This is a genomic window from Curtobacterium sp. RM9 (genome assembly GCF_054956955.1).
This window is the reverse complement of sequence record NZ_CM143271.1, coordinates 781,996-800,893: the sequence shown is the minus strand read 5'-3', so window position 1 is coordinate 800,893 and position 18,898 is coordinate 781,996. Positions and strand designations below refer to the sequence as shown.

The following is an 18,898-nucleotide window of genomic DNA, read 5'->3' as shown; positions in this document are numbered from 1 at the left end:
CGTCTCACGACAGGAGGCGCGGTGCCGGCTGGCACCGCGCCTTCTGTCCGTCGTGGGGCCGGGTTCAGTGCTCGAGCAGCTCCGGCTTGAAGCCCACCTCGCGCAGCCGCTGCAGGACCTCCTGCGCGTGCTCGGGGCCGCGCGCCTCGACCGACAGGTCGAGGGCGACCTCGTTGATGACGAGCCCCTGCCCGTGGCGCGTGTGCAGCACCTCGACGACGTTCGCGCCGGCCTCCGAGATGACCTGCGACACCCGCGCGAGCTGGCCCGGACGGTCGGGCAGCATGATGCGGATGCCGATGTAGCGCGCCGCGGCGACGAGGCCGCGGGTGATCACGCGTTCCATCATGAGCGGGTCGATGTTGCCGCCGCTCAGCAGCACCACGGTCCGACCGGTGTCGCGGACGGCGCCCGACATCAGCGCCGCCACCCCGACGGCCCCGGCGGGCTCGACGACGAGCTTGGCGCGCTCGAGGAGCACGAGCAGGGCGCGGGCGGTGTCGTCGTCGGAGACGGTGACGACCTCGTCGACGTGGTCGCGGATGATCGGGAAGTTCAGCTCGCCGGGACGGGCCACGGCGATGCCGTCGGCGATGGTGGGCGTCGTCGTGACCGTGATCGGCTCGCCCGCGTCGAGCGAGGTCGGGTAGGCGGCGGCGTTCTCGGCCTGCACGCCGACGACGCGGATCTGTCGCCCGGTGCGCGCTGCGAGGCCCTTCACGGCGAGGGCGATGCCGGAGATGACGCCGCCCCCGCCGATCGGCACGACCACCGTGTCGACGTCCGGGACCTGCTCGACGATCTCGAGCCCGATGGTGCCCTGACCGGCGATCACCGCGGGGTGGTCGAACGGCGGGATGAACACCGCGCCGGTCCGGGCCGCGAAGTCCTTGGCGGCGCTCAGGGCCTCCTCCACCGAGTGGCCGCGGAGCACGACGTCGGCCCCGTAGTGCCGCGTGGCCTGGAGCTTCGGCAGTGCGACGCCCACGGGCGTGAAGATCGTCGCCGGGATGCCGAGTTCGCGTGCGGCGAGGGCGACGCCCTGCGCGTGGTTGCCGGCGCTCGCGGCGACGACGCCGGCTGCCCGCTGCTCGGGCGTGAGGGCCGCGAGACGGTTGTACGCGCCGCGGACCTTGTACGCCCCGGTCCGCTGCAGGTTCTCGCACTTGAGGTGCACCGGTGACCCGAGCACCTCGGCGAGGAACTGCGACGTCTCCATCGGTGTGACGCGCGCGACGCCCGCGATGGTCTCCCGCGCCGCCTCGATGTCCGCGAGGGTCGGGAACGCCGGGGTCGTCTGCTGGGGCACGGTGGTGTCGGTCACGGACCAATCATCGTCGGTCGGAGCCGTCCTGACGAACCCGTGACGTCAGTTCGTGCTCGCGGTGCCCTCGGCGGCGGTGGGTTGCTGGTCCGCGCCGGGCGGCGGCACGTCGTCGCCGATCTCGTGGCGACGTCGGCGCATGAGCTGGATGCGTCCGTGCTGCCCGTGCTTCGGGGTGGCTTCGAGCACGTGGTCGGAGTCGAGCCCGCGCCAGCGGCCGCTCGCGATCGTGGTGACCATCGCGTTCAGGGTCGCGATCAACGGGACGGCGAAGAACGCACCGGCGATGCCCGCGAGGCCCGAGGCAGCGGTCACGCCGAGCACCACCGCGAGCGGGTGCACCTTGACCGCGTTGCCCATCACGAGCGGCTGCAGGATGTGCCCCTCGATCTGCTGCACGAGCAGGACGACGCCGAGCACGAGCACCGCGGCGAGCGGGCCGTTGAAGATGAGGGCGACGAACACCGCGAGGAACCCGGTGACGATCGCGCCGACGACGGGGATGAAGGCACCGAGGAACACGAACGCCGCGATCGGGATCACGAGCGGCATCCCGCCGAAGAACAGGCCCACGATGTACGCGCCGAGCCCGATGCCGACGGCGTCGACGAACGCGACGAAGATCTGTACGCGGATGAAGCTCGTCAGGGTGATCCACCCGGCGACACCCGCACCGTCGACCGCCGCGCGGGCCTTGCGCGGGAAGAGCCGCACGGTCCAGCGCCAGACGTTCTTGCCGTCGACGAGCAGGAAGATCGTGGTGAACAGGATGATGAAGAGCGCCTCGAAGACGTGCGTCGCGCCGGAGCCGGCACTCGCGACGCCGGAGAGGATCTGGCCGGAGTTGTCCTGCACCCACTTCGTGCCGTCGTCGAGCCAGCCGTTGACGTCGTTCTGGCTGATGCCGAGACCGGAGTTGAGCACGGTGTCGCGGATGTTCGCGTACTGCTCGACCGTGCGGTCACGGAGCGAGGGGTAGGACGCGATGATCTGGTCGATGACGAGCCAGATCAGACCGCCGAGCGCCGCGAGCCCTCCGAGCAGGCTGATCACGACCGCGAGCCACTTCGGCACGTGGTGCCGCTGCAGCCAGTTCGAGAACGGGACGAGCAGCGCCGACACCACGATCCCGATGAGGAACGGGATGAGGATCTCGCTGAACACCGTCATCAGCCAGATGAAGACCGCGATGACGCCGACCACGACGAGCACGCGCCACGACCACGCCCCCGCGATCCGCATGCCGGTGGGCACCGCTTCCTCGACCACCGGGTCGGGATGCGTCTGCGTCTGCGTCTTGCCCCATGCCCATGCCATGCCGCCACTGTAGCGACGGGCCCCTGGTCGCGTTCCAGATGCGGCATACGCCACGATCGCCCTGTCGGCGGGGATCGGTAGCGTCGACCGCATGGTCAGGACCTCGCTCTCCGCGGCGGAGGCTCGCCGCGTCGCCCTCGCCGCGCAGGGCTTCGGACAGCCACCGTCCGACGGCGTCCCGACACGGACGCTGAACGCCGCGATCGGACGGCTCGGCCTGCTGCAGATCGACTCCGTCAACGTCTTCGAGCGCAGCCACTACCTGCCGTTGTTCGCCCGGCTCGGCGCGTACGACAAGGCGACGCTCGACCGGCTCACCCTCACTGCACGCGGGCCGTACGCCGAGTACTGGGCACACGAGGCCGCGTTCGTCCCGCGGTCCGACCTCGCACTGTTCCGCTGGCGGATGGACGCCTACCGCGAGCGCGACGCCGGACCGACCCGGATCGAGGGCGTCCGCCGCACCGAGGGTGTCCGTCGGGAGCTCCGGGCACTGCTCGCCGCCGAGGGGCCGATGCCCGCGAGCGCCGTCGAGCACGAGTCGAACGTGCGCCGGGGGCCGTGGTGGGGGTGGAGCGACGTCAAGCTCGGCCTCGAACAGCTCTTCCGATGGGGTGAGGTCGTCAGCGCCGGCCGCGCCGGGTTCGAGCGGGTCTACGCCCTGCCGGACCAGGTGCTGCCGCCGGGGACCCTCGAGACCGCGCCCGACCGGCCGACCGCGATCCGGCAGCTCGTCAGCCGATCGGTCCGGGCACTCGGCGTCGGCACGCGTGCGGACATCGCCGACTACCACCGCCTCCGCTCCGACGACACGGCCGTCGCCCTCGCCGAGCTGACCGAGGCGGGCGAGGTCGCGCCGGTCGAGGTCGAGGGGTGGCGCGAGCGTGCATGGATGCACGTCGACGCCCGGGTGCCGCGCCGGATGTCGACGGACGCGGTGCTGAGTCCGTTCGACCCGGTCGTCTGGTTCCGGCGGCGGGCGGAGCGGATGTTCGGCTTCCACTACCGGATCGAGATCTACACACCGGCACCGAAGCGGGTGTTCGGCTACTACGTGCTGCCGGTGCTGCAGGACGACCGGCTCGTCGGCCGCGTCGACCTGAAGAGCGACCGGCAGCGCGGCGTGCTCCGGGTCCGGACCGCGTGGCAGGAACCCGGCGAGCGGCTCGACCCGGAGCGGCTCGCGGGGACGCTGCGCCGTGCTGCGGACTGGCAGGGCCTCGACGGGATCGAGGTGACCGACCGGGGCACGGCGGCCGCGGCGCTCGCGGGCACGCTCGGCGCGGCGCTCGTCCCGCACGTCGCAGCGGACGACGCGGACGCGGCCCTGGACGCGACCGCCTGACGGCCGGGAGGCGCGGGGCGGGGCCGCAGGGTGCCTCCCGTCCGACGCGCGTCAGCGCAGGAGGCCGTGCTTCAGAACTGGACGCGCGGCGGCTCGGCGATCGCCGCGGGCTCGGCGGTCTCGAAGAACGACGCCTGCGTGACGCCGCGACGCTTGGCGACCGTGGAGCTCGGGAACGCGCGGATCTTGGTGTTCAGCTCGCGGACGCCGCCGTTGTAGGAGCGCCGGGCGGACTGCAGCCGGTCCTCGGTGTCGACGAGCTCCGACTGGAGCTGCAGGAACGCCTGGCTCGACTGGAGCTGCGGGTACCCCTCCGCGACCGAGAACACGCTCTTCAGGGCCTTCTGCATGTGCCCCTCGGCGACGGACGCGCTGGCGGCGTCGTTCGCGCTGACGGTCTCGGACCGCGCCGCGGAGACGGCGTCGAACACGGCCTTCTCGTGGGTGGCGTACCCGCGCACCGTGTCCACGATCGTCGGGACGAGTTCGGCGCGACGGCCGAGCTGCGTCTCGATCTCGTGCCAGGCCTGGTCGACCCGGCCGGTGAGGGCCGTGAGGGACTTCTGACTGGACCAGAACGCGATCCCGAGGACCACGAGGACGACCACCACCACTCCGACGACGATCAGCGTCGTGATGAGACCGGTGTCCATGCGGGCGTGCTCCTTCTGCGGTCGGGTCCGCGGTGCTGCGAACGGCCGGGCGACGGCCGGGTCCGATCCTACCGACGGAGCAGGAGCGCTCCCGTCCGCTGCCGCGGTTCACGGCCGATTCCCGAGTCACGCACACCGCACTTCCGGTTGCACGTGTGCTGCACGGCCCGCGGCGGAGGATCATCCGGAGGTCGTGTTGACCGATCGCGCTCGATCGCGTGGGATGGAGGCAGTGGACACGCACGGGGAGCACGTCGGAACGCGGGTCGTCGGGGGCGACGACCGTGTCCGGCGAACCCGATCGCGCCGTCTCCTCGGCCGCGGGATGCTGCTCGGCGTCCTCGCCCTGGCGGGGGTCGCGGGGGTCCTTGCCTTCCCCGCCGCCCCGGTGTCGGCCGCGGCTCCGGCCGCGGCGACGACCAGCGAGCGCGCTGTGGGCCCTGCGGCGGCGACCAGCGAGCACCCCGCGGACACCGCACCCCAGCCCGAGCCCGGGGGCGACCCGGAACCCGGTCAGGCGGCGTCCGACGAGCCCGACCCCCAGCCGACGGCCACGCCGACCGGCGTGCCGCAGAACGGGGTCACGCCCGGCACCGGGACCCCGACGGGCGCTCCGGCCGGCCCTTCCACCCGCCCGACGATCGCCGACCCCGGCGACGTCACGACCAGCACGGTCCGCTTCCACGGCACCGGCACGCCCGGTCACCGGGTGCTCGTCACCGGCCCCGCCGCCACGGGATCGACCGGGTGCTCGGCGACCGTCGACGCCCGCGGCGCCTGGGCGTGCTTCGCCACCGTGCGCTCCGGCCCGCAGCAGGTGTTCAGCGTGCAGGACCGCACCGAACCCGCGCTCCTCATCGAGGACGCGCCCGCGTCCGACGTCGTGGTGCCACCCGTCGTGACCACGAGCCGGCCCACCACCGGCCCGGTCTCCGGCACCGGGTACCCGGGGGCCCGCGTCGCCCTGACGCTCTCCGGCTCGCGCGCCGACCGGACCGCCACGGTCGGCCCGGACGGCCGCTGGACCGTGTCGCTGTCCGACCTCGTGGGGACCGGCGGCCGCGACCGCCACGTGACGGTCACCGCGATCCAGACCGCGACCACCGGCGCCGGGTTCCGGTCGGACCTCCGGAGCACGGCCTCGACGCCGGTGCACGTCACCGTGGACCGGACGCCGCCCGCGGCACCACGCATCACCGCGCCGACGCCCGGCACCGTCCCGCGCGGACAGCCCCTGGTCGTCTCGGGCTCCGGGGAGGCAGGAGCGACGCTCGTCCTGTCCGCCGACGGCGCACCGGTGTGCCGGACCGTGGTCGGCACCGACGGCCGCTGGGCGTGCACCACGAACGACGTCCGGCTGACCGCGGGGAGGCACGTGCTCACGGCCTTGCAGCAGGATGCGGCGGGCAGCCCGTCGTCGTCCTCGGCCGGGCTGTCCGTGCGGGTCGCTGCGGCCGGGACGGACGGCGCGGGCGACGGAACCGGGTCCGCGTCGCCGGGTGCCGGGGCGTCCCCGGCAGCGGGCGGCGGCACCAGCGGTACGGCCGGCAGCAACGGCCAGGGCGGCGGCGGTCCGGGCGTCCCCGGCTCGGACGGCTCGAGCGGGACGGGCACCAGCGGCGCCCCGGGAGCCCCCGGGGCGACGGGCTCGGCCGGAGCCCACGGCACGACCGGCGGTCCGGACGGCTCCGGCCGACGCGGCTGGTCCGGCCCGGCCGCCGACTGGACCGCCGCCACCGGCTTCGACCACGCCGTGCCGACCATCCAGGCGTCGTTCTCGTGGCGGACCGTCCTGGTCGCCACCGCGGTCGCCGCAGGCTTCCTCGTGCTCGTCGCCGCACCGCTCGCCCTCGCCGGCGCGGCCGCGCGCGGACGGCTCCGCGTCTGGCAGTCCGGGCTGCTCGGTCGGAACCGTCCGCGCGAGGAACGCCGGCGCGGCGAGGACCCACTGCCGACGTGGGCGGCCGTGACGGTGGGCGCCGTGGTCGTCGCGCTCTGCACGGTGCTCGGCGTCGGGGTCTCGCTCGAGGCCCGGTACGTCCGTCTCGCGGCCGCGGTGTTGCTCGGAGCCGCGGTGCTCACCGTGACGACGGTCCTCGCGGCCCGCTGGGCGGCCGGGAGCGACCGGCGGGCGCTGGGCTTCCGGGTGTCCCCGTGGCTCGTCGTCGCCGCCCTGGTCGCGACTGCCCTCACCCGGACGTTGGACCTCTCCCCCGCGCTCGTCGTCGGCGTCGTGCTCGTGCCCGTCGCCCGGCCCGGGGCTGGCACCGGCGCGTTGCGACTCGCCGCCGGACCCGAGGCCGGAGCCCGCTGCGCCACCTGGCGCACCGTGTCGCTCCTCGTCGTCGCGACCGCCGGGTGGGTGCTGCACTCGCTGACCCTCGGCGGCGGCGTCTGGACGACCGCGGTGTCCGAGTTCGCGACCACGCTCTGCGTCGGCGGGCTCGGTGCGCTCGTGGTGACCCTGCTGCCCGTGGTCGGTTCCCCGGGCAGCGTGCTCCTCGCGGCGTCGCGCGGCCGGTACGTGGCGGTGGCGGCCGTCGCGGTGGCCCTCGCCGCGGCCGTGGGGTCGGCGCCGGCGGGGAACCACCTGCCGCCAGCGGTCCTCGTCGTGGTCGCCGTCGGGTGCGTCGGCGGAGCCGTGGCCTCGCGGCTCTGGGGCCGCACGTCTGCCGACCGGCACGCCTGACCGCGCCGGCGGCCCGCCCGCACCGTTCCTCCCGTCGGACCTGCCGGATAGCCTGACGATCGGTGCGGGCCGCACCACCACGCTGCTGCAGGGAGCGACGATGACCGAGAGCCGATCCGACTACGACCCCACCCGGTTCCGCGACGTCTTCGAGCACGGCTACACCTACGCCAACGGGTTCGCGCGGAACACGCACCGCTTCGCCACGCGTCCGGCACTCCGCGAGCCCGACACCGGCCGCTCGTGGACCTACGCCGAGCTCGGCGCCGACGTCGACCGTGTCGCCGGCTGGCTCGTCCGCCACGGTGCCGGACACGGGTCGGTCGTCATGGTGGAGCTGTTCAACTCCCCCGAGTTCGCGATCCTCTACCTCGCCTGCCACCGGCTCGGCGCGGTGTTCTCGCCGACGAACTTCCGGCTCGCCCCGGACGAGGTGGCGTTCATCATCGAGGACTCCGCACCCGTCGTCCTCGTGCACGACGCCGCCCGCACCGTGGACCTCGACGCGGCGCTGCACACCGCGACCCACGCGCCCGAACACGTCGTGGTCGTCGGCGGCGACGGCACCGGCAGCGGCAGCGGCAGCGGCGGCGACCGCGACCGCGTGCCCTTCGTGGAGCTCCTCGCCGCCGCACCGGTCACGCCAGCCGAGCTCGCAGCGACCGAGCCGCGCACCACCTTCGAGGAGACCACCCGGCTCTACACGTCGGGCACCACCGGCCGACCGAAGCCGGTCCCGCTGCCGAGCCTCGTCGAGGTGCTCAGCGCGCACGACGTCATCATGCACTTCCCGCTGAGCCCCTTCGACAAGACGCTCAACATGTCGCCGCTGTTCCACCGCGGCGGGCTGTACTCCGGCGGCCCGAACCCGGTGTTCTACGTCGGCGCCGAGCTGACGACGCTCCGGCACTTCGACGCCGGACGCGTGCTCGACCTCGTCGAGTCGGAACACCTGACGTTCCTCATCGGCGCCCCGCCGAACCTCGTCCAGCTCGCCGACGCCCAGGAGGCCCGACCGCGCGACCTGTCGAGCCTGCACGGCATCGTGACGATGGGCGCCCCGCTCGACCGCGCCGCCGCCCTCCGGTACCAGGAGCTGCTCTCGCCGCGGATCTTCAACGGCTACGGCACGACCGAGACGTTCTGGAACACCTTCCTCCGCCCCGAGGACTTCCCTGACGGCGCCGGATCGACCGGCCGCGCGAGCACCGACGACGACGTCGCGGTGGTCCGCGTGTACGAAGACCGCCTCGCCGACCCGTCCGACACCGTGGCCCGCGACGGCACCGAGATCGGGGAGTTCGCCGTCCGCACCGTGAAGTCCGGGTACTCGTACCGGAACCCGGGCCTCGAGGCCGAGAAGTTCGCGAACGGCTGGTTCTACCCGGGCGACCTCGCCACCTGGGACGAACACGAGCGTGTGACGATCGTCGGACGCAAGGACGACATGGTCATCTCCGGCGGCGAGAACGTGCACCCGGTCCAGGTCGAAGCGGTCCTGCAGGAGCACCCGGGCGTCGCCGACTCGATCGTGGTCGGCGTGCCCGACGAGCGCTGGGGCGAGGTGGTGACGGCGTACGTCGTGCGCGCACCCGGTCGGCTGCCGGAGGACGACGCCGAGGCAGCCGCAGCGCTCGACGCGTGGGCTGCCGGGCACCCTGGCCTGGCCCGCTACAAGCGCCCCCGGCGCTACGGCTTCGTCACCGAGCTGCCGTACAACGCGACCGGCAAGAAGGTGCACTACCTCGCGAAGGCGACGGCGGCGGCGGACGCCGCGGCCGGCCGGCTGCACGCCGTCTAGTCGGTCCGGACCCGCGCCGTGGCGCCGGCCGTGCGCCGGACTGGAGGCGCGGTGCCGAGCCGCCCCGTCCCTCCGCACCGGCGGCGGTCGCCGCTACGGCACCGGGTGCGGCTGCTGGGGCGCGTTCCGCGCGAACAGGCCGGGCAGGAGCCCGCCGAGCTTCGTCCCGATGCACAGGCTCACGAAGGTCGCGAGCGGGGTGGCCAGCGCCTCCGGGTTGCTCGTCGCGACCGCGACGAGCCCCACCGTCCCCGGCACCAGCAGCAGGAACGCGGGGAAGAACGACACGGTCGCCGGGATCGCCGGCACCAGGCGTTCGACCAGACGGGTCGCCACGAACAGCAGCGCCGCGGCCGCACCCGTGGCGACGACGCTCCCCCACATCGGCGTCGTGAGGGTGACGATGGCGTAGGCGGTGATCATCACCGCCACCGACACGAGCGTGAGCCGCCAACCGGACCGGAACACCAGACCGAGGCCGACGGCCAGGGCGGCCACCGCCACCCACGACACCCAGTACGACGGCACGGCCTCCCACCCGCCGCGGTCCGTCCCGACGCCGGCGACCTGCCCGACGAGCGCCGCCGACGACGGGTCCACCCGCAGCCCGGTCAACGCGCTGCCCGCCGCGATGCCCGCGGCCATGAAGCCGAGCGTGATGAGCCCCTGCACGAGCCGCGACGACCCCGTCACGATGTCGGCCGCGGTCAGTTCGAGCAGCGCGTTCGTGATGAGTGCCCCGGGGACGAACACCGCGACCGGGGCGCACACCGCGAACAGGGGCACGTGGTCGAACCCGGTGCCCGCGGCGATGAGCCCGACGATGCCCGTCGACACGAAGGCCGCGAGGAACGGGATGATCGCCACGGCCTCGCGGAAGCGCCGGAGCAGGAGACCGATCACGCCGACGACGGCACCGACGCCGAGCGCCACGAGGACCGCCCACCACGGGCAGCGGAAGACGACCGCGAGGCCCGCCGAGGTGAGGGCGTTGCCGAGGATCCACGGCAGGGCCGGCGGCGGGACGGTCCCCGCACGGATCGCGCGGACGCGGGCGGGGATCTCGGCGAGGGCGATCGAGCCGCGCTCCAGGCCGAGGACGAGGCGGTTGGCGCGGGCGGCCTGGCGCGAGGAGAGTTCGATGCCCTCGGCGTTCACGATCGTGGCGGCCCCGGTGGAGACCTCGCTCACCATCACGAGCGCCGGGAGCACCCCGACGGCGAGGGTCGGGCCCACGCCAGCGGCGTCGCGGGCCTTCTCGAGTGCCGAACGGACGTCGGTGACCGAGCTGCCGGCGTCGAGGAGCAGGGCGCCGAGCGTGCCGAGGAGCATGCCGACGGGGACGGTCTCACCGTCGACCACCTCGACGTGCGCCTCGGGTCGGTTGAGGGCGTTCCGCAGGTTCGCGAGGGCGCTTCCGAGTCCGACCACGAGACTCGATCGTACTGCCCGCGGCGGCGGCACGGGCTGGGCCGGCGGCCCCGAGTGTCGCGCTGAGCGACAGTTCTCGCCCGCCGCGGCCCGAGAACCGTCGTTGCGGCCGAGTCTCGCGGCGCCGACCCCGAGTCTCGCAGTACCCCCGGTGGGACTCGAACCCACAACTCGGCGATTTTAAGTCGCATGCCTCTACCGATTGGGCCACGGGGGCGGGTCGCAACAGCCTACCGACGCGACGACGGCCGCCGCCCCGCGTGGGGCGACGGCCGTCGGGTCGTGCTGGTCCTACTTGGCGTCCGCCGAGGCTGCGACGGGCGCGGCCTCCTTCGAGACGTCCTCGGCCGGGGTGGCGTACGCGGGGCCGGCGGCGTCGGCCGGCTGACCCTCGGCCGGAGCCTGGGCAGCGGCGGGCGCCGGGGCCTCGACGGCCGGGCGCGGACGTGACGCGAACGCCTCGAACGCGGCGCGCGGGGTCTCGCGGTCGTCGAGCGACGCGATGTCGCGGCCCAGGAAGAAGCCGCCCACCCAGTCACCGATGACGCGCCACTTGCGCTCCCACGACGGCATCGCGAGCCCGTGGTAGCCACGGTGGGCGCCCCACGCGAGGAAGCCCTTCATGGCGAACTTGCCGGACTGGAAGACACCGATGCCGAGCCCGAGGCCCGCGACGGCGCCGAGGTTCTCGTGCTTGTAGTCGTTCGTCGCCTCGCCGCGGATCACCGCGACGAGGTTCTTCGCGAGCTGCTTCGCCTGGCGCACCGCGTGCTGGGCGTTCGGCACGCAGAAGCCGCCCACGCCGCCACCGGTGAGGTCCGGCACGGCCGCGACGTCGCCGCAGGCCCACGCGTCGGCGATCACGCCGTTGTCGTCGACCACGCGGAGGTCGGGCTGCACGCGGATGCGACCGCGCTGCTCGAGCGGGAAGTCGGTGCCCTTGACCATCGGGTTCGCCATGACGCCGGCGGTCCAGATGATCAGGTCGGACTCGATCGTCTGGATCGAGTCGTCCTTGGCCTTGAGCTGGCACACGCCGCCCTCGGCCGAGGCGAGCTGCGTCTCGAGGTGCACCTCGGCGCCGCGCTGCGCGAGGTTCTCGAGCACCCAGTGCGAGGTCTCCAGCGACACCTCGGGCATGATGCGGCCCATCGCCTCGACGAGGTGGAAGTGCGTGTCGTCGAAGGACAGCTCGGGGTAGCTCTTGAGCAGGTCGGACGCGAAGGAGCGGAGCTCGGCGAAGACCTCGATGCCCGCGAAGCCACCGCCGACGACCACGACGGTCAGCAGGCGGTCGCGCTCCGGGCCGGCCGGCAGGGTCGCGGCCTTGTGGAAGTTCGTGAGGATCTTGTCGCGGATCGCCGCGGCCTCCTCGATGGTCTTGAGGCCGATCGCCTCGTCCGCGACGCCCGGGATCGGGAACGTGCGGGAGACAGCGCCGGCCGTCATGACGATCTGGTCGTACGACTCCTGCCACGGCTCGCCCTCGGCCGGGGTGATCGTCGCGGTGCGGGTGGCGTGGTCGACGCCCGTGACCTTGGCGGTGACGACGCGCGTCTTCTTGAGGTGACGACGGTGCGCGACGACCGCGTGACGCGGCTCGATCGAACCGGCGGCGACCTCGGGCAGGAACGGCTGGTACGTCATGTACGGCAGCGGGTCGACCATCACGACCTCAGCTTCGCCCTGACGGAGGTGCTTCTCGAGCTTCCAGGCGGTGTAGAAACCGGCGTAACCGCCGCCGACGACGAGGATCTTGGGCACGGGGGATGATCTCCTTGGAGTGGGGTGGTCTGTTGCCGGGAGGCTGGTCAAGCTTCGCCGCCACCCGCCCCGACTCCGGCGTCTGCCAAGCCATCATACGCCCGGCACTCACACCGGGAAGGTGACCACGAGATGCGCTCGAGCGCGAGGTCACCGATGGGGTTGACGCCGGGTCCGGCGGCGAGGGAGTGGCCGACGAGGGCGTGCAGGCACTTCACGCGGGTGGGCATGCCGCCGGCGCTGATGCCGGCGATCTCCTCCACGTGCTCGATCGACTCACGGTCGGCCAGGTAGGACTCGTGCGCCGCGCGGTACTGCGCGGCGATGGTCTCGTCCTCGAGCAGCGCGGCCAGCTCCGGCATGACCTGGTTCGCCTCGAGGGTGCTCACCTCGGCGGTCGCCGTCGGGTGGCACAGGTAGTAGAGCGTCGGGAACGGGGTGCCGTTGCCGAGCCGGGGCTTCGTGGACACGACGGTGGGGTTGCCGCAGACGCAGCGTGCCGCGATCCCGATGACGTCACGCGCCGGTCGTCCGAGCTGCGCCGACACGACCTGGATGTCGCGGTCGGAGGGCGGGTCGAAGGGAGGGGTCGTCACGGGCACAGGAGCCTACCGGAGTCACGGCGAGGGCTCGTACTCGATGACGCTGGGCAGCCGCCGAGTGGCTACTTCGGGTCGCCGGTGCCCGACACGTCCGGTGCGACGAGCTCCTGCGTCGTCTGCTCGGTGAGCCCCGAGGTCAGCACGGACGAGAGCATCGCCTGCACCCAGTCGACCTTCGGCGTCTGCACCGTGGAGCTGACCGGTGTGCCGGAGTCCGTCCGTGGGCGCTTCGTCGCGGCGCTCTCCTCGGACCCCATCACGAGGTAGCTCTCCTCCCCCGGGTACACGTAGAGCAGTCGGTCGCGCGCCTGCGCCTCGATGTACGCCGGGTCGTCCCAGCGCGCCACGTCCTTCTTCTTCTGCGCGACGTCCGCCTTCTGGCTGGCGACCTCGCGCTGCTGCTGGGCGATCTGCTCCTGCTGCTGCACGAGGGTGCGGAGCGACGGCGCGAGCACGACGACGAACAGCACGATGATCGCGAGCATGAGCAGGCTGAACCCGGAGAAGTGCAGCGAGCGGTACCAGGGCTGCTCCGCGGTGCCGGCGGCGGGCATGGCCACGGGGACACGACGGACGCGGGGCTTCTGGCTGGGCACGGGTCGACGATAACCCGACGGCACGGGTCCGGCGGACACCGGCACGCGGGTGGGCGGTCGGCTCCCAGGCGGCCTGGAGGCGCGGCGCACCTCCGCCCCGCCGGTCCTACCCGCACCGTCCCGGCTCCACTGCCCCGCCGCGTCCGCCCGCTCGACCCGACCCCGGCCTGCTCGCCCCACCCGCCCCACCCGCCCCACCCCGAACGGGCAGGACATGCCGCTCACTTCCGCGGTGCGGGCAGAACCCGTCGGCCGAGGGCCCCGAGCGTGACGGAGAAGGCGCGCTGGGTGGGACGCAGGCAGGCACCGGGCGCGTCGAACGCCCGGGACGACGAGACGCCGCCTTCCCGAGGGAGGACGGCGTCTCGAGGAACCGGGTGTTACAGCGCGGCAGCGCGCGGGAAGGCCGTGCGACCGGCGTAGACCGCGGCGTCACCGAGCTCCTCCTCGATGCGGAGCAGCTGGTTGTACTTCGCGACGCGGTCCGAGCGTGCCGGGGCACCGGTCTTGATCTGACCACCGTCGACCGCCACGGCGATGTCCGCGATGGTGGTGTCCTCGGTCTCACCGGAGCGGTGCGACAGGATCGCCGTCATGCCGTGGCGCTGCGCGAGCGAGACGGCGTCGAGCGTCTCGGTCAGCGTGCCGATCTGGTTGACCTTCACCAGGATCGAGTTGCCGGCCTGCTCGTCGATGCCCCGCTGCAGACGCTTCGGGTTGGTGACGTACAGGTCGTCGCCGACGAGCTGCAGCTTCGAGCCGAGCTCGGCGGTGAGGTGCTTCCAGCCCTCCCAGTCGTCCTCGGCCAGGGCGTCCTCGATGGTGACGAGCGGGTAGTTCGCGACGAGGTCGGTGAAGTAGCCGGTGAACTCCTCGCTCGAGAGCTGCTTGCCCTCGAACGTGTACTTGCCGTCGTGGAAGAACTCGGTCGCGGCGACGTCGAGGCCGAGCGCGATGTCCTTGCCCGGGGTGAAGCCGGCCTTCTCGATGGCGGCGAGCAGGAAGTCGAGCGCGGCGCGGTTCGACGCGAGCTCCGGCGCGAAGCCGCCCTCGTCGCCGAGGCCCGTCGCGAGGCCCTGCTTCTTCAGCTCGCCCTTGAGGGCGTGGTAGGTCTCGACGCCCCAGCGGAGCGCCTCGGAGAAGGACTCGGCGCCGTAGGGCACCAGGAAGAACTCCTGGATGTCGACGTTCGTGTCGGCGTGCGCGCCACCGTTGACGACGTTCATGAGCGGCACGGGCAGGGTGTGCGCGTTCGGGCCGCCGAGGTAGCGGAACAGCGGGAGGTCGGCCGAGTCGGCTGCGGCACGGGCGACGGCGAGCGAGGCGCCGAGGATCGCGTTCGCACCGAGGCGCGACTTGTTCTCGGTGCCGTCGAGCTCGATGAGCGCGGCGTCGACGAGACGCTGGTCGGTGGCGTCGAAGCCCTCGAGCGCCGGGCCGATCTCGTCGAGGACGGCGTCGACGGCCTTGAGGACGCCCTTGCCGCCGTAGCGGTTCGCGTCGCCGTCACGGAGCTCGTACGCCTCGAAGGCGCCGGTGGAGGCACCGGACGGGACGAGTGCGCGCGAGACGACGCCGTCGTCGAGGAGGACCTCGACCTCGACCGTCGGGTTGCCTCGGGAATCGAGGACTTCGCGTGCGCCTACGGCATCGATCTGGGCCACGGGGTACTCCCTACGAGTTCGGTTGTGGTGTTTGCGGGTCCGATCCTACCGACGCGCGGTGGATCGGAGGTGTCGTGCGTCAGGACAGTGGACGGAACTCGACGCCCTCGAGCGTCTCGGTGTCCGCGCGGACGGACGCGAAGGCGTCGAAGCCCTGCTCGACGAGTCCGGCGAGCTGGTTCTTCGTGTTCTTGACCCGTCGCTCGAGCCGGACCCGACGGTGCGACCGGAGCGCCTCGTCCTTGAGCGCGGCGAGTCGCACCGGGTCGACGTCCTTGTCGTAGACGAGCACGACGGCGTCCGACTCGGCGGACTCGGGCAGCGTCACGAGGTCGACGAGCCGCTCGAACCCGAGCGAGAACCCGACCGCGGGGACGTCCTGGCCGAGGAACCGCCCGATCATGCCGTCGTAGCGACCGCCGCCGCCGAGGCTGTACCCGAAGTCGGGGTGCGCCACCTCGAAGATCGTGCCCGTGTAGTAGCCCATGCCGCGCACGAGCGTCGGGTCGAAGCGCAGGTCGGCACCGGGGAGCGCGTCGCGGAGCCGGAGGAGGTCGGCGAACGCCTCGGCGTCGAGCCACTCGGCGTCGGCCACGGAGGACCAGTCGGCGGACTCGAGCGACCGGATCGTGTCCTCGAGCCCCGGGAGCTCGGCACCGGTCGTCTCGCGGAGCTCGGCGGCCACCCCGTCCGGCCCGATCTTGTCGAGCTTGTCGACCGTGATGAGCGCGCGCTCGGCGGCCTCCGGGTCGACGATGCCCCACGACCCGAGCAGTGCCGTGAGGATGCGCCGGTCGTTGATCCGGATCGTCGTGCCGGCGATGCCGAGGGCGTCGAGCGCCGCGGACGTCGCCCGGATGAGCTCGATCTCCGCGAGCTGCCCGGGCTCACCGAGCACGTCGATGTCGCACTGCACGAACTGGCGGTAGCGCCCCTTCTGCGGCCGCTCGGCACGCCACACGGGCGCGATCTGCACGGAGCGGAACACCGTCGGCAGCTCGGCGCGGTGGGTGGCGTAGAACCGGGCGAGCGGCACCGTGAGGTCGAACCGGAGTCCGAGGTCGGCGAGGTCGAGCGGTGCCTCGGCGGTGCGGAGGTCCTCCGTCGACAGTCCGCGCTTCATGACGGCGAACGCGAGCTTCTCGTTGTCGCCGCCGAGTCCGGAGTGCAGCCGCGCGGCGTCCTCGACCACCGGCGTCTCGATCTCGTCGAACCCGTGCTGCGCGTACACGCCCCGGATGACGCCGAGCACGTGCTCGCGTCGGGCCTTGTCCGCGGGGAGGTGGTCTCGCATGCCACGGGGGGCCGTCACGCTGGTCGCCATGCCGTCAATCTTGGCAGAGGGCGGTCTGGGGTTGCGCGGCATGTGAGTAGCCGACATGCTGGATGCAGAACCTCGGTTCGGTGGGCGCCTGATCCGCTCATCGGCCCGTTCGCGAGGGCAACGTGCTGCAGTTTGCCCCGCGGTTCGGGCGGGCGTTCAACCCGGTGCTGCACCCCTGGTGGTACCGGTGGCCCGCTCGCGGGCGTCCTCCTTTTTCGGGTTGGGAGGACGCCCGCTCTTCACCTCGTCGCGCCTCCCGTGCTGGCCCCTCCAGCCGGGAGGCGCGACTCACTCCCGCGCGCGGGCTTCCGTCTCCAGCCGGGTCACCGCTGCACGCAGGCTGGCGACGGGGTCGATGCCCGCCTCGCGCGCTGCTGCGACCTCGGCGAGCATCTCGGCACCCCATGCCGCGTCCGCCCCGGCCACACCGGTGCCCCGGGCCGCCGCGTCATCACCGCCCGCGTCGGTGCCGTCTGCCGCACTCGGGGCGCCCGCCGCATCCGCGGCGGCCGCCGCCTCGTCGACGTCACCAACGACGCCACCCGCGCCAGCGCGCCCACCGGCACCGCGCCTCCCGGCCGGCCCGACGACCGCCGCCACCACCGTGGCGGCGTCCCCCCGTTCCTCCAGGCGTTCCAGCAGCTTCACCGCCCGCTCCAACGGCGGCATCGCCCGTGGCACACCGTCGAGCACGCTGCGCCGCCCGGCCTTCTCGGCCGCCTTCGCCGCGCGCCAGACCCGCACGACGTCCGCCTCGGTGTCGGCCCGCTCGTCCCCGAACACGTGCGGGTGCCGCCTGACCATCTTGTCGCGCACGCCGGCGGCGACGTCCTCGAGGTCGAACCGGCCCTCAGCCGCAGCGAGTCCCGCGTGCAGCACCACCTGGTACAGCACGTCGCCGAGTTCCTCGCGGAGGTCCGCGTCGTCACCGTCGTCGATCGCGTCGACCAGTTCGTAGGACTCCTCGACCGCGTACCGGGCGAGCGTGGCGTGGGTCTGCGCGCGGTTCCAGACGCACCCGCCGTCCGGGGCCAGCAGGCGGTCGACGACTTCGACGAGGTCCGAGACGGCGGTCATCACGCCATGCTCGCACGCAGGCCCGGCCGGTAGGGTGGTCCCTGGTGTGTCGGGAAGTCTGGTCGACGGTCCATCTCCCCTACCCACACACCGGAGACCATGTCGGCACTCGTCCGCTCCCCCCGCTTCAGCGCCATCGCGCTCCTCACCGCCGCCGTGCTCGGCCTGATCGTGGCGAACTCGCCGCTCGGCCCCGGCCTCGAACGGGTCCTCGACGCGCACTCGTCCTGGGGTGCGGTCGGCCTCGACCTCTCCGTGTCGCACTGGATCAGCGACGGCCTGCTCGCGGTGTTCTTCCTGCTCGTCGCGATCGAGCTGAAGCAGGAGCTCCTCGACGGCGAGCTGTCGAACCCCAGGACCGCGATCATCCCGGCGATCGCGGCGGTCGGCGGCGTGCTCGTGCCGGCCGGCGTCTACCTCGCGGTGACCACCGGCACGCCGTACCAGCACGGGTGGCCGATCCCGACGGCGACCGACATCGCGTTCGCGCTCGGGGTGCTGGCGATGTTCGGGCGCGGGCTGCCCTCGACGCTCCGGGTGTTCCTGCTCGCCCTCGCGGTGCTCGACGACCTCATCGCGATCATCATCATCGCGGTGGTCTTCGCGCACGGCACGGACTTCCTCGCCCTCGGTGGCGCGGTCGTCGCACTGCTCGTCTTCGCGATGCTCGGGCGGATGCTCCGGCCGGGGCGCACCGGGCAGGCCTGGATCATCGCCGCGATGGTGCTCGTCGGCCTCGTCACGTGGTGGCTCGTGTACCACTCCGGCGTGCACGCCACGATCGCCGGTGTCGCCCTCGGCCTCGTCCTGCCCCGCCGTCCCGGCCACACCGTGTACGACCGCGTCGAGCCGTGGTCGAACGGCATCGTCCTGCCGGTCTTCGCGTTCGCCTCCGCCGCCGTCGTGGTGCCGAGCGTGGGGATCGGCGAACTCTCCCCGACGTTCTGGGCGGTCGTGCTCGCGCTGCCGGTGGGCAAGGTCGTCGGCATCACGCTGTTCGGCTCGATCGCGACGCGCATCTTCCGGGCGCCCGGGCGGTCGACGCTGTCGTTCGGGTCGATCGTCACGGTCGGTGTGCTCGGCGGGATCGGGTTCACGGTGTCGCTGCTCATGAACGAGCTCGCCTTCGCGCGGAGCGAGGAGGTCCTCGACGAGGGCGTCCTCGCCGTCCTGGTCGGCTCGGGCGTCGCGATCGTGGCATCCGCGGTGGTCGTCAGCCTGCGCGCCCGTCGGTACCGCGCGCGGCGCGCGCTGTCGGAGGTCGAGGCGACCGAATGACGGTCGGGAGGCGCGGTGCCAGCTGGCACCGCG

At 73.1% G+C, this 18,898-nt stretch carries 14 protein-coding genes and 1 tRNA gene; 4 read left to right on the top strand and 11 right to left on the bottom strand.

Translation table 11 applies throughout. The annotated features are described in order from the left end of the window. Positions 1 to 64: 64 nt before the first annotated feature. Together ilvA and ACY3FI_RS03835 are read right to left on the bottom strand one after the other, a co-directional pair. On the bottom strand, positions 65 to 1,324 hold the full coding sequence (gene ilvA / locus ACY3FI_RS03840; protein WP_462549427.1) for a threonine ammonia-lyase: 1,260 nt from the start codon (positions 1,322 to 1,324) through the stop codon (positions 65 to 67). 45 nt (positions 1,325 to 1,369) lie between these two features. Beyond that, entirely contained in the window at positions 1,370 to 2,641 is a 1,272-nt protein-coding gene (locus tag ACY3FI_RS03835) for an AI-2E family transporter (RefSeq protein ID WP_462549426.1), read from the bottom strand. 91 nt (positions 2,642 to 2,732) lie between these two features. Between ACY3FI_RS03835 and ACY3FI_RS03830 the strand changes: the two genes are divergently transcribed. Next, complete coding sequence (locus tag ACY3FI_RS03830; RefSeq protein ID WP_462549425.1) at positions 2,733 to 3,986, top strand: winged helix-turn-helix domain-containing protein; 1,254 nt, start codon at positions 2,733 to 2,735, stop codon at positions 3,984 to 3,986. Positions 3,987 to 4,057: 71 nt separating this feature from the next. Here the strand turns inward: ACY3FI_RS03830 and ACY3FI_RS03825 are convergent, their stop codons facing one another. Then, the gene (locus ACY3FI_RS03825; protein ID WP_462549424.1) at positions 4,058 to 4,639 is read right to left on the bottom strand and encodes a LemA family protein; all 582 of its coding nucleotides are present in this window, start codon (positions 4,637 to 4,639) and stop codon (positions 4,058 to 4,060) included. A gap of 232 nt (positions 4,640 to 4,871) precedes the next feature. Between ACY3FI_RS03825 and ACY3FI_RS03820 the strand changes: the two genes are divergently transcribed. Both ACY3FI_RS03820 and ACY3FI_RS03815 read left to right on the top strand, forming a co-directional pair. Then, on the top strand, positions 4,872 to 7,328 hold the full coding sequence (locus ACY3FI_RS03820; RefSeq protein WP_462549423.1) for a hypothetical protein: 2,457 nt from the start codon (positions 4,872 to 4,874) through the stop codon (positions 7,326 to 7,328). A 100-nt stretch (positions 7,329 to 7,428) separates the two neighbouring features. Continuing rightward, on the top strand, positions 7,429 to 9,129 hold the full coding sequence (locus tag ACY3FI_RS03815) for a class I adenylate-forming enzyme family protein (protein WP_462549422.1): 1,701 nt from the start codon (positions 7,429 to 7,431) through the stop codon (positions 9,127 to 9,129). 93 nt (positions 9,130 to 9,222) lie between these two features. On the opposite strand, the gene ACY3FI_RS03810 is transcribed toward ACY3FI_RS03815, so the two are convergent. The 8 genes from ACY3FI_RS03810 to ACY3FI_RS03775 all read right to left on the bottom strand — a co-directional run bounded on the left by ACY3FI_RS03810 (position 9,223) and on the right by ACY3FI_RS03775 (position 17,587). After that, positions 9,223 to 10,560 (bottom strand): threonine/serine exporter family protein, encoded by a 1,338-nt coding sequence (locus ACY3FI_RS03810; protein WP_462549421.1) that lies wholly within the window; start codon positions 10,558 to 10,560, stop codon positions 9,223 to 9,225. A 143-nt stretch (positions 10,561 to 10,703) separates the two neighbouring features. Beyond that, positions 10,704 to 10,777, bottom strand: a tRNA-Leu gene (locus ACY3FI_RS03805). A 74-nt stretch (positions 10,778 to 10,851) separates the two neighbouring features. After that, complete coding sequence (locus ACY3FI_RS03800; RefSeq protein ID WP_462549420.1) at positions 10,852 to 12,324, bottom strand: NAD(P)/FAD-dependent oxidoreductase; 1,473 nt, start codon at positions 12,322 to 12,324, stop codon at positions 10,852 to 10,854. Between the two features lie 47 nt (positions 12,325 to 12,371). Then, on the bottom strand, positions 12,372 to 12,920 hold the full coding sequence (locus ACY3FI_RS03795; RefSeq protein WP_462549419.1) for a DUF501 domain-containing protein: 549 nt from the start codon (positions 12,918 to 12,920) through the stop codon (positions 12,372 to 12,374). A 68-nt stretch (positions 12,921 to 12,988) separates the two neighbouring features. Continuing rightward, complete coding sequence (locus ACY3FI_RS03790) at positions 12,989 to 13,522, bottom strand: FtsB family cell division protein (RefSeq protein ID WP_462549418.1); 534 nt, start codon at positions 13,520 to 13,522, stop codon at positions 12,989 to 12,991. A gap of 380 nt (positions 13,523 to 13,902) precedes the next feature. Next, complete coding sequence (gene eno / locus ACY3FI_RS03785; RefSeq protein ID WP_462549417.1) at positions 13,903 to 15,186, bottom strand: phosphopyruvate hydratase; 1,284 nt, start codon at positions 15,184 to 15,186, stop codon at positions 13,903 to 13,905. A 79-nt stretch (positions 15,187 to 15,265) separates the two neighbouring features. Continuing rightward, a complete protein-coding gene (gene hisS, locus ACY3FI_RS03780) occupies positions 15,266 to 16,510 on the bottom strand; it encodes a histidine--tRNA ligase (protein ID WP_462549416.1) in 1,245 nt (414 codons plus the stop codon). Positions 16,511 to 16,798: 288 nt separating this feature from the next. Next, entirely contained in the window at positions 16,799 to 17,587 is a 789-nt protein-coding gene (locus ACY3FI_RS03775) for a MazG family protein (protein ID WP_462549415.1), read from the bottom strand. Positions 17,588 to 17,686: 99 nt separating this feature from the next. Here ACY3FI_RS03775 and nhaA point away from each other — a divergent pair, with 99 nt between their 5' ends. Next, a complete protein-coding gene (nhaA, locus tag ACY3FI_RS03770) occupies positions 17,687 to 18,865 on the top strand; it encodes a Na+/H+ antiporter NhaA (protein WP_462549414.1) in 1,179 nt (392 codons plus the stop codon). Positions 18,866 to 18,898: the final 33 nt, after the last annotated feature.

Bases quoted from the DNA above. Each gene is read 5' to 3' on its own strand.
- ACY3FI_RS03835 (WP_462549426.1), bottom strand. From the start codon at position 2,641: ATGGCATGGGCATGGGGCAAGACGCAGACGCAGACGCATCCCGACCCG.
- ACY3FI_RS03830 (WP_462549425.1), top strand. From the start codon at position 2,733: ATGGTCAGGACCTCGCTCTCCGCGGCGGAGGCTCGCCGCGTCGCCCTC.
- ACY3FI_RS03825 (WP_462549424.1), bottom strand. From the start codon at position 4,639: ATGGACACCGGTCTCATCACGACGCTGATCGTCGTCGGAGTGGTGGTG.
- ACY3FI_RS03815 (WP_462549422.1), top strand. From the start codon at position 7,429: ATGACCGAGAGCCGATCCGACTACGACCCCACCCGGTTCCGCGACGTC.
- hisS (WP_462549416.1), bottom strand. From the start codon at position 16,510: ATGGCGACCAGCGTGACGGCCCCCCGTGGCATGCGAGACCACCTCCCC.
- ACY3FI_RS03775 (WP_462549415.1), bottom strand. From the start codon at position 17,587: ATGACCGCCGTCTCGGACCTCGTCGAAGTCGTCGACCGCCTGCTGGCC.
- nhaA (WP_462549414.1), top strand. From the start codon at position 17,687: ATGTCGGCACTCGTCCGCTCCCCCCGCTTCAGCGCCATCGCGCTCCTC.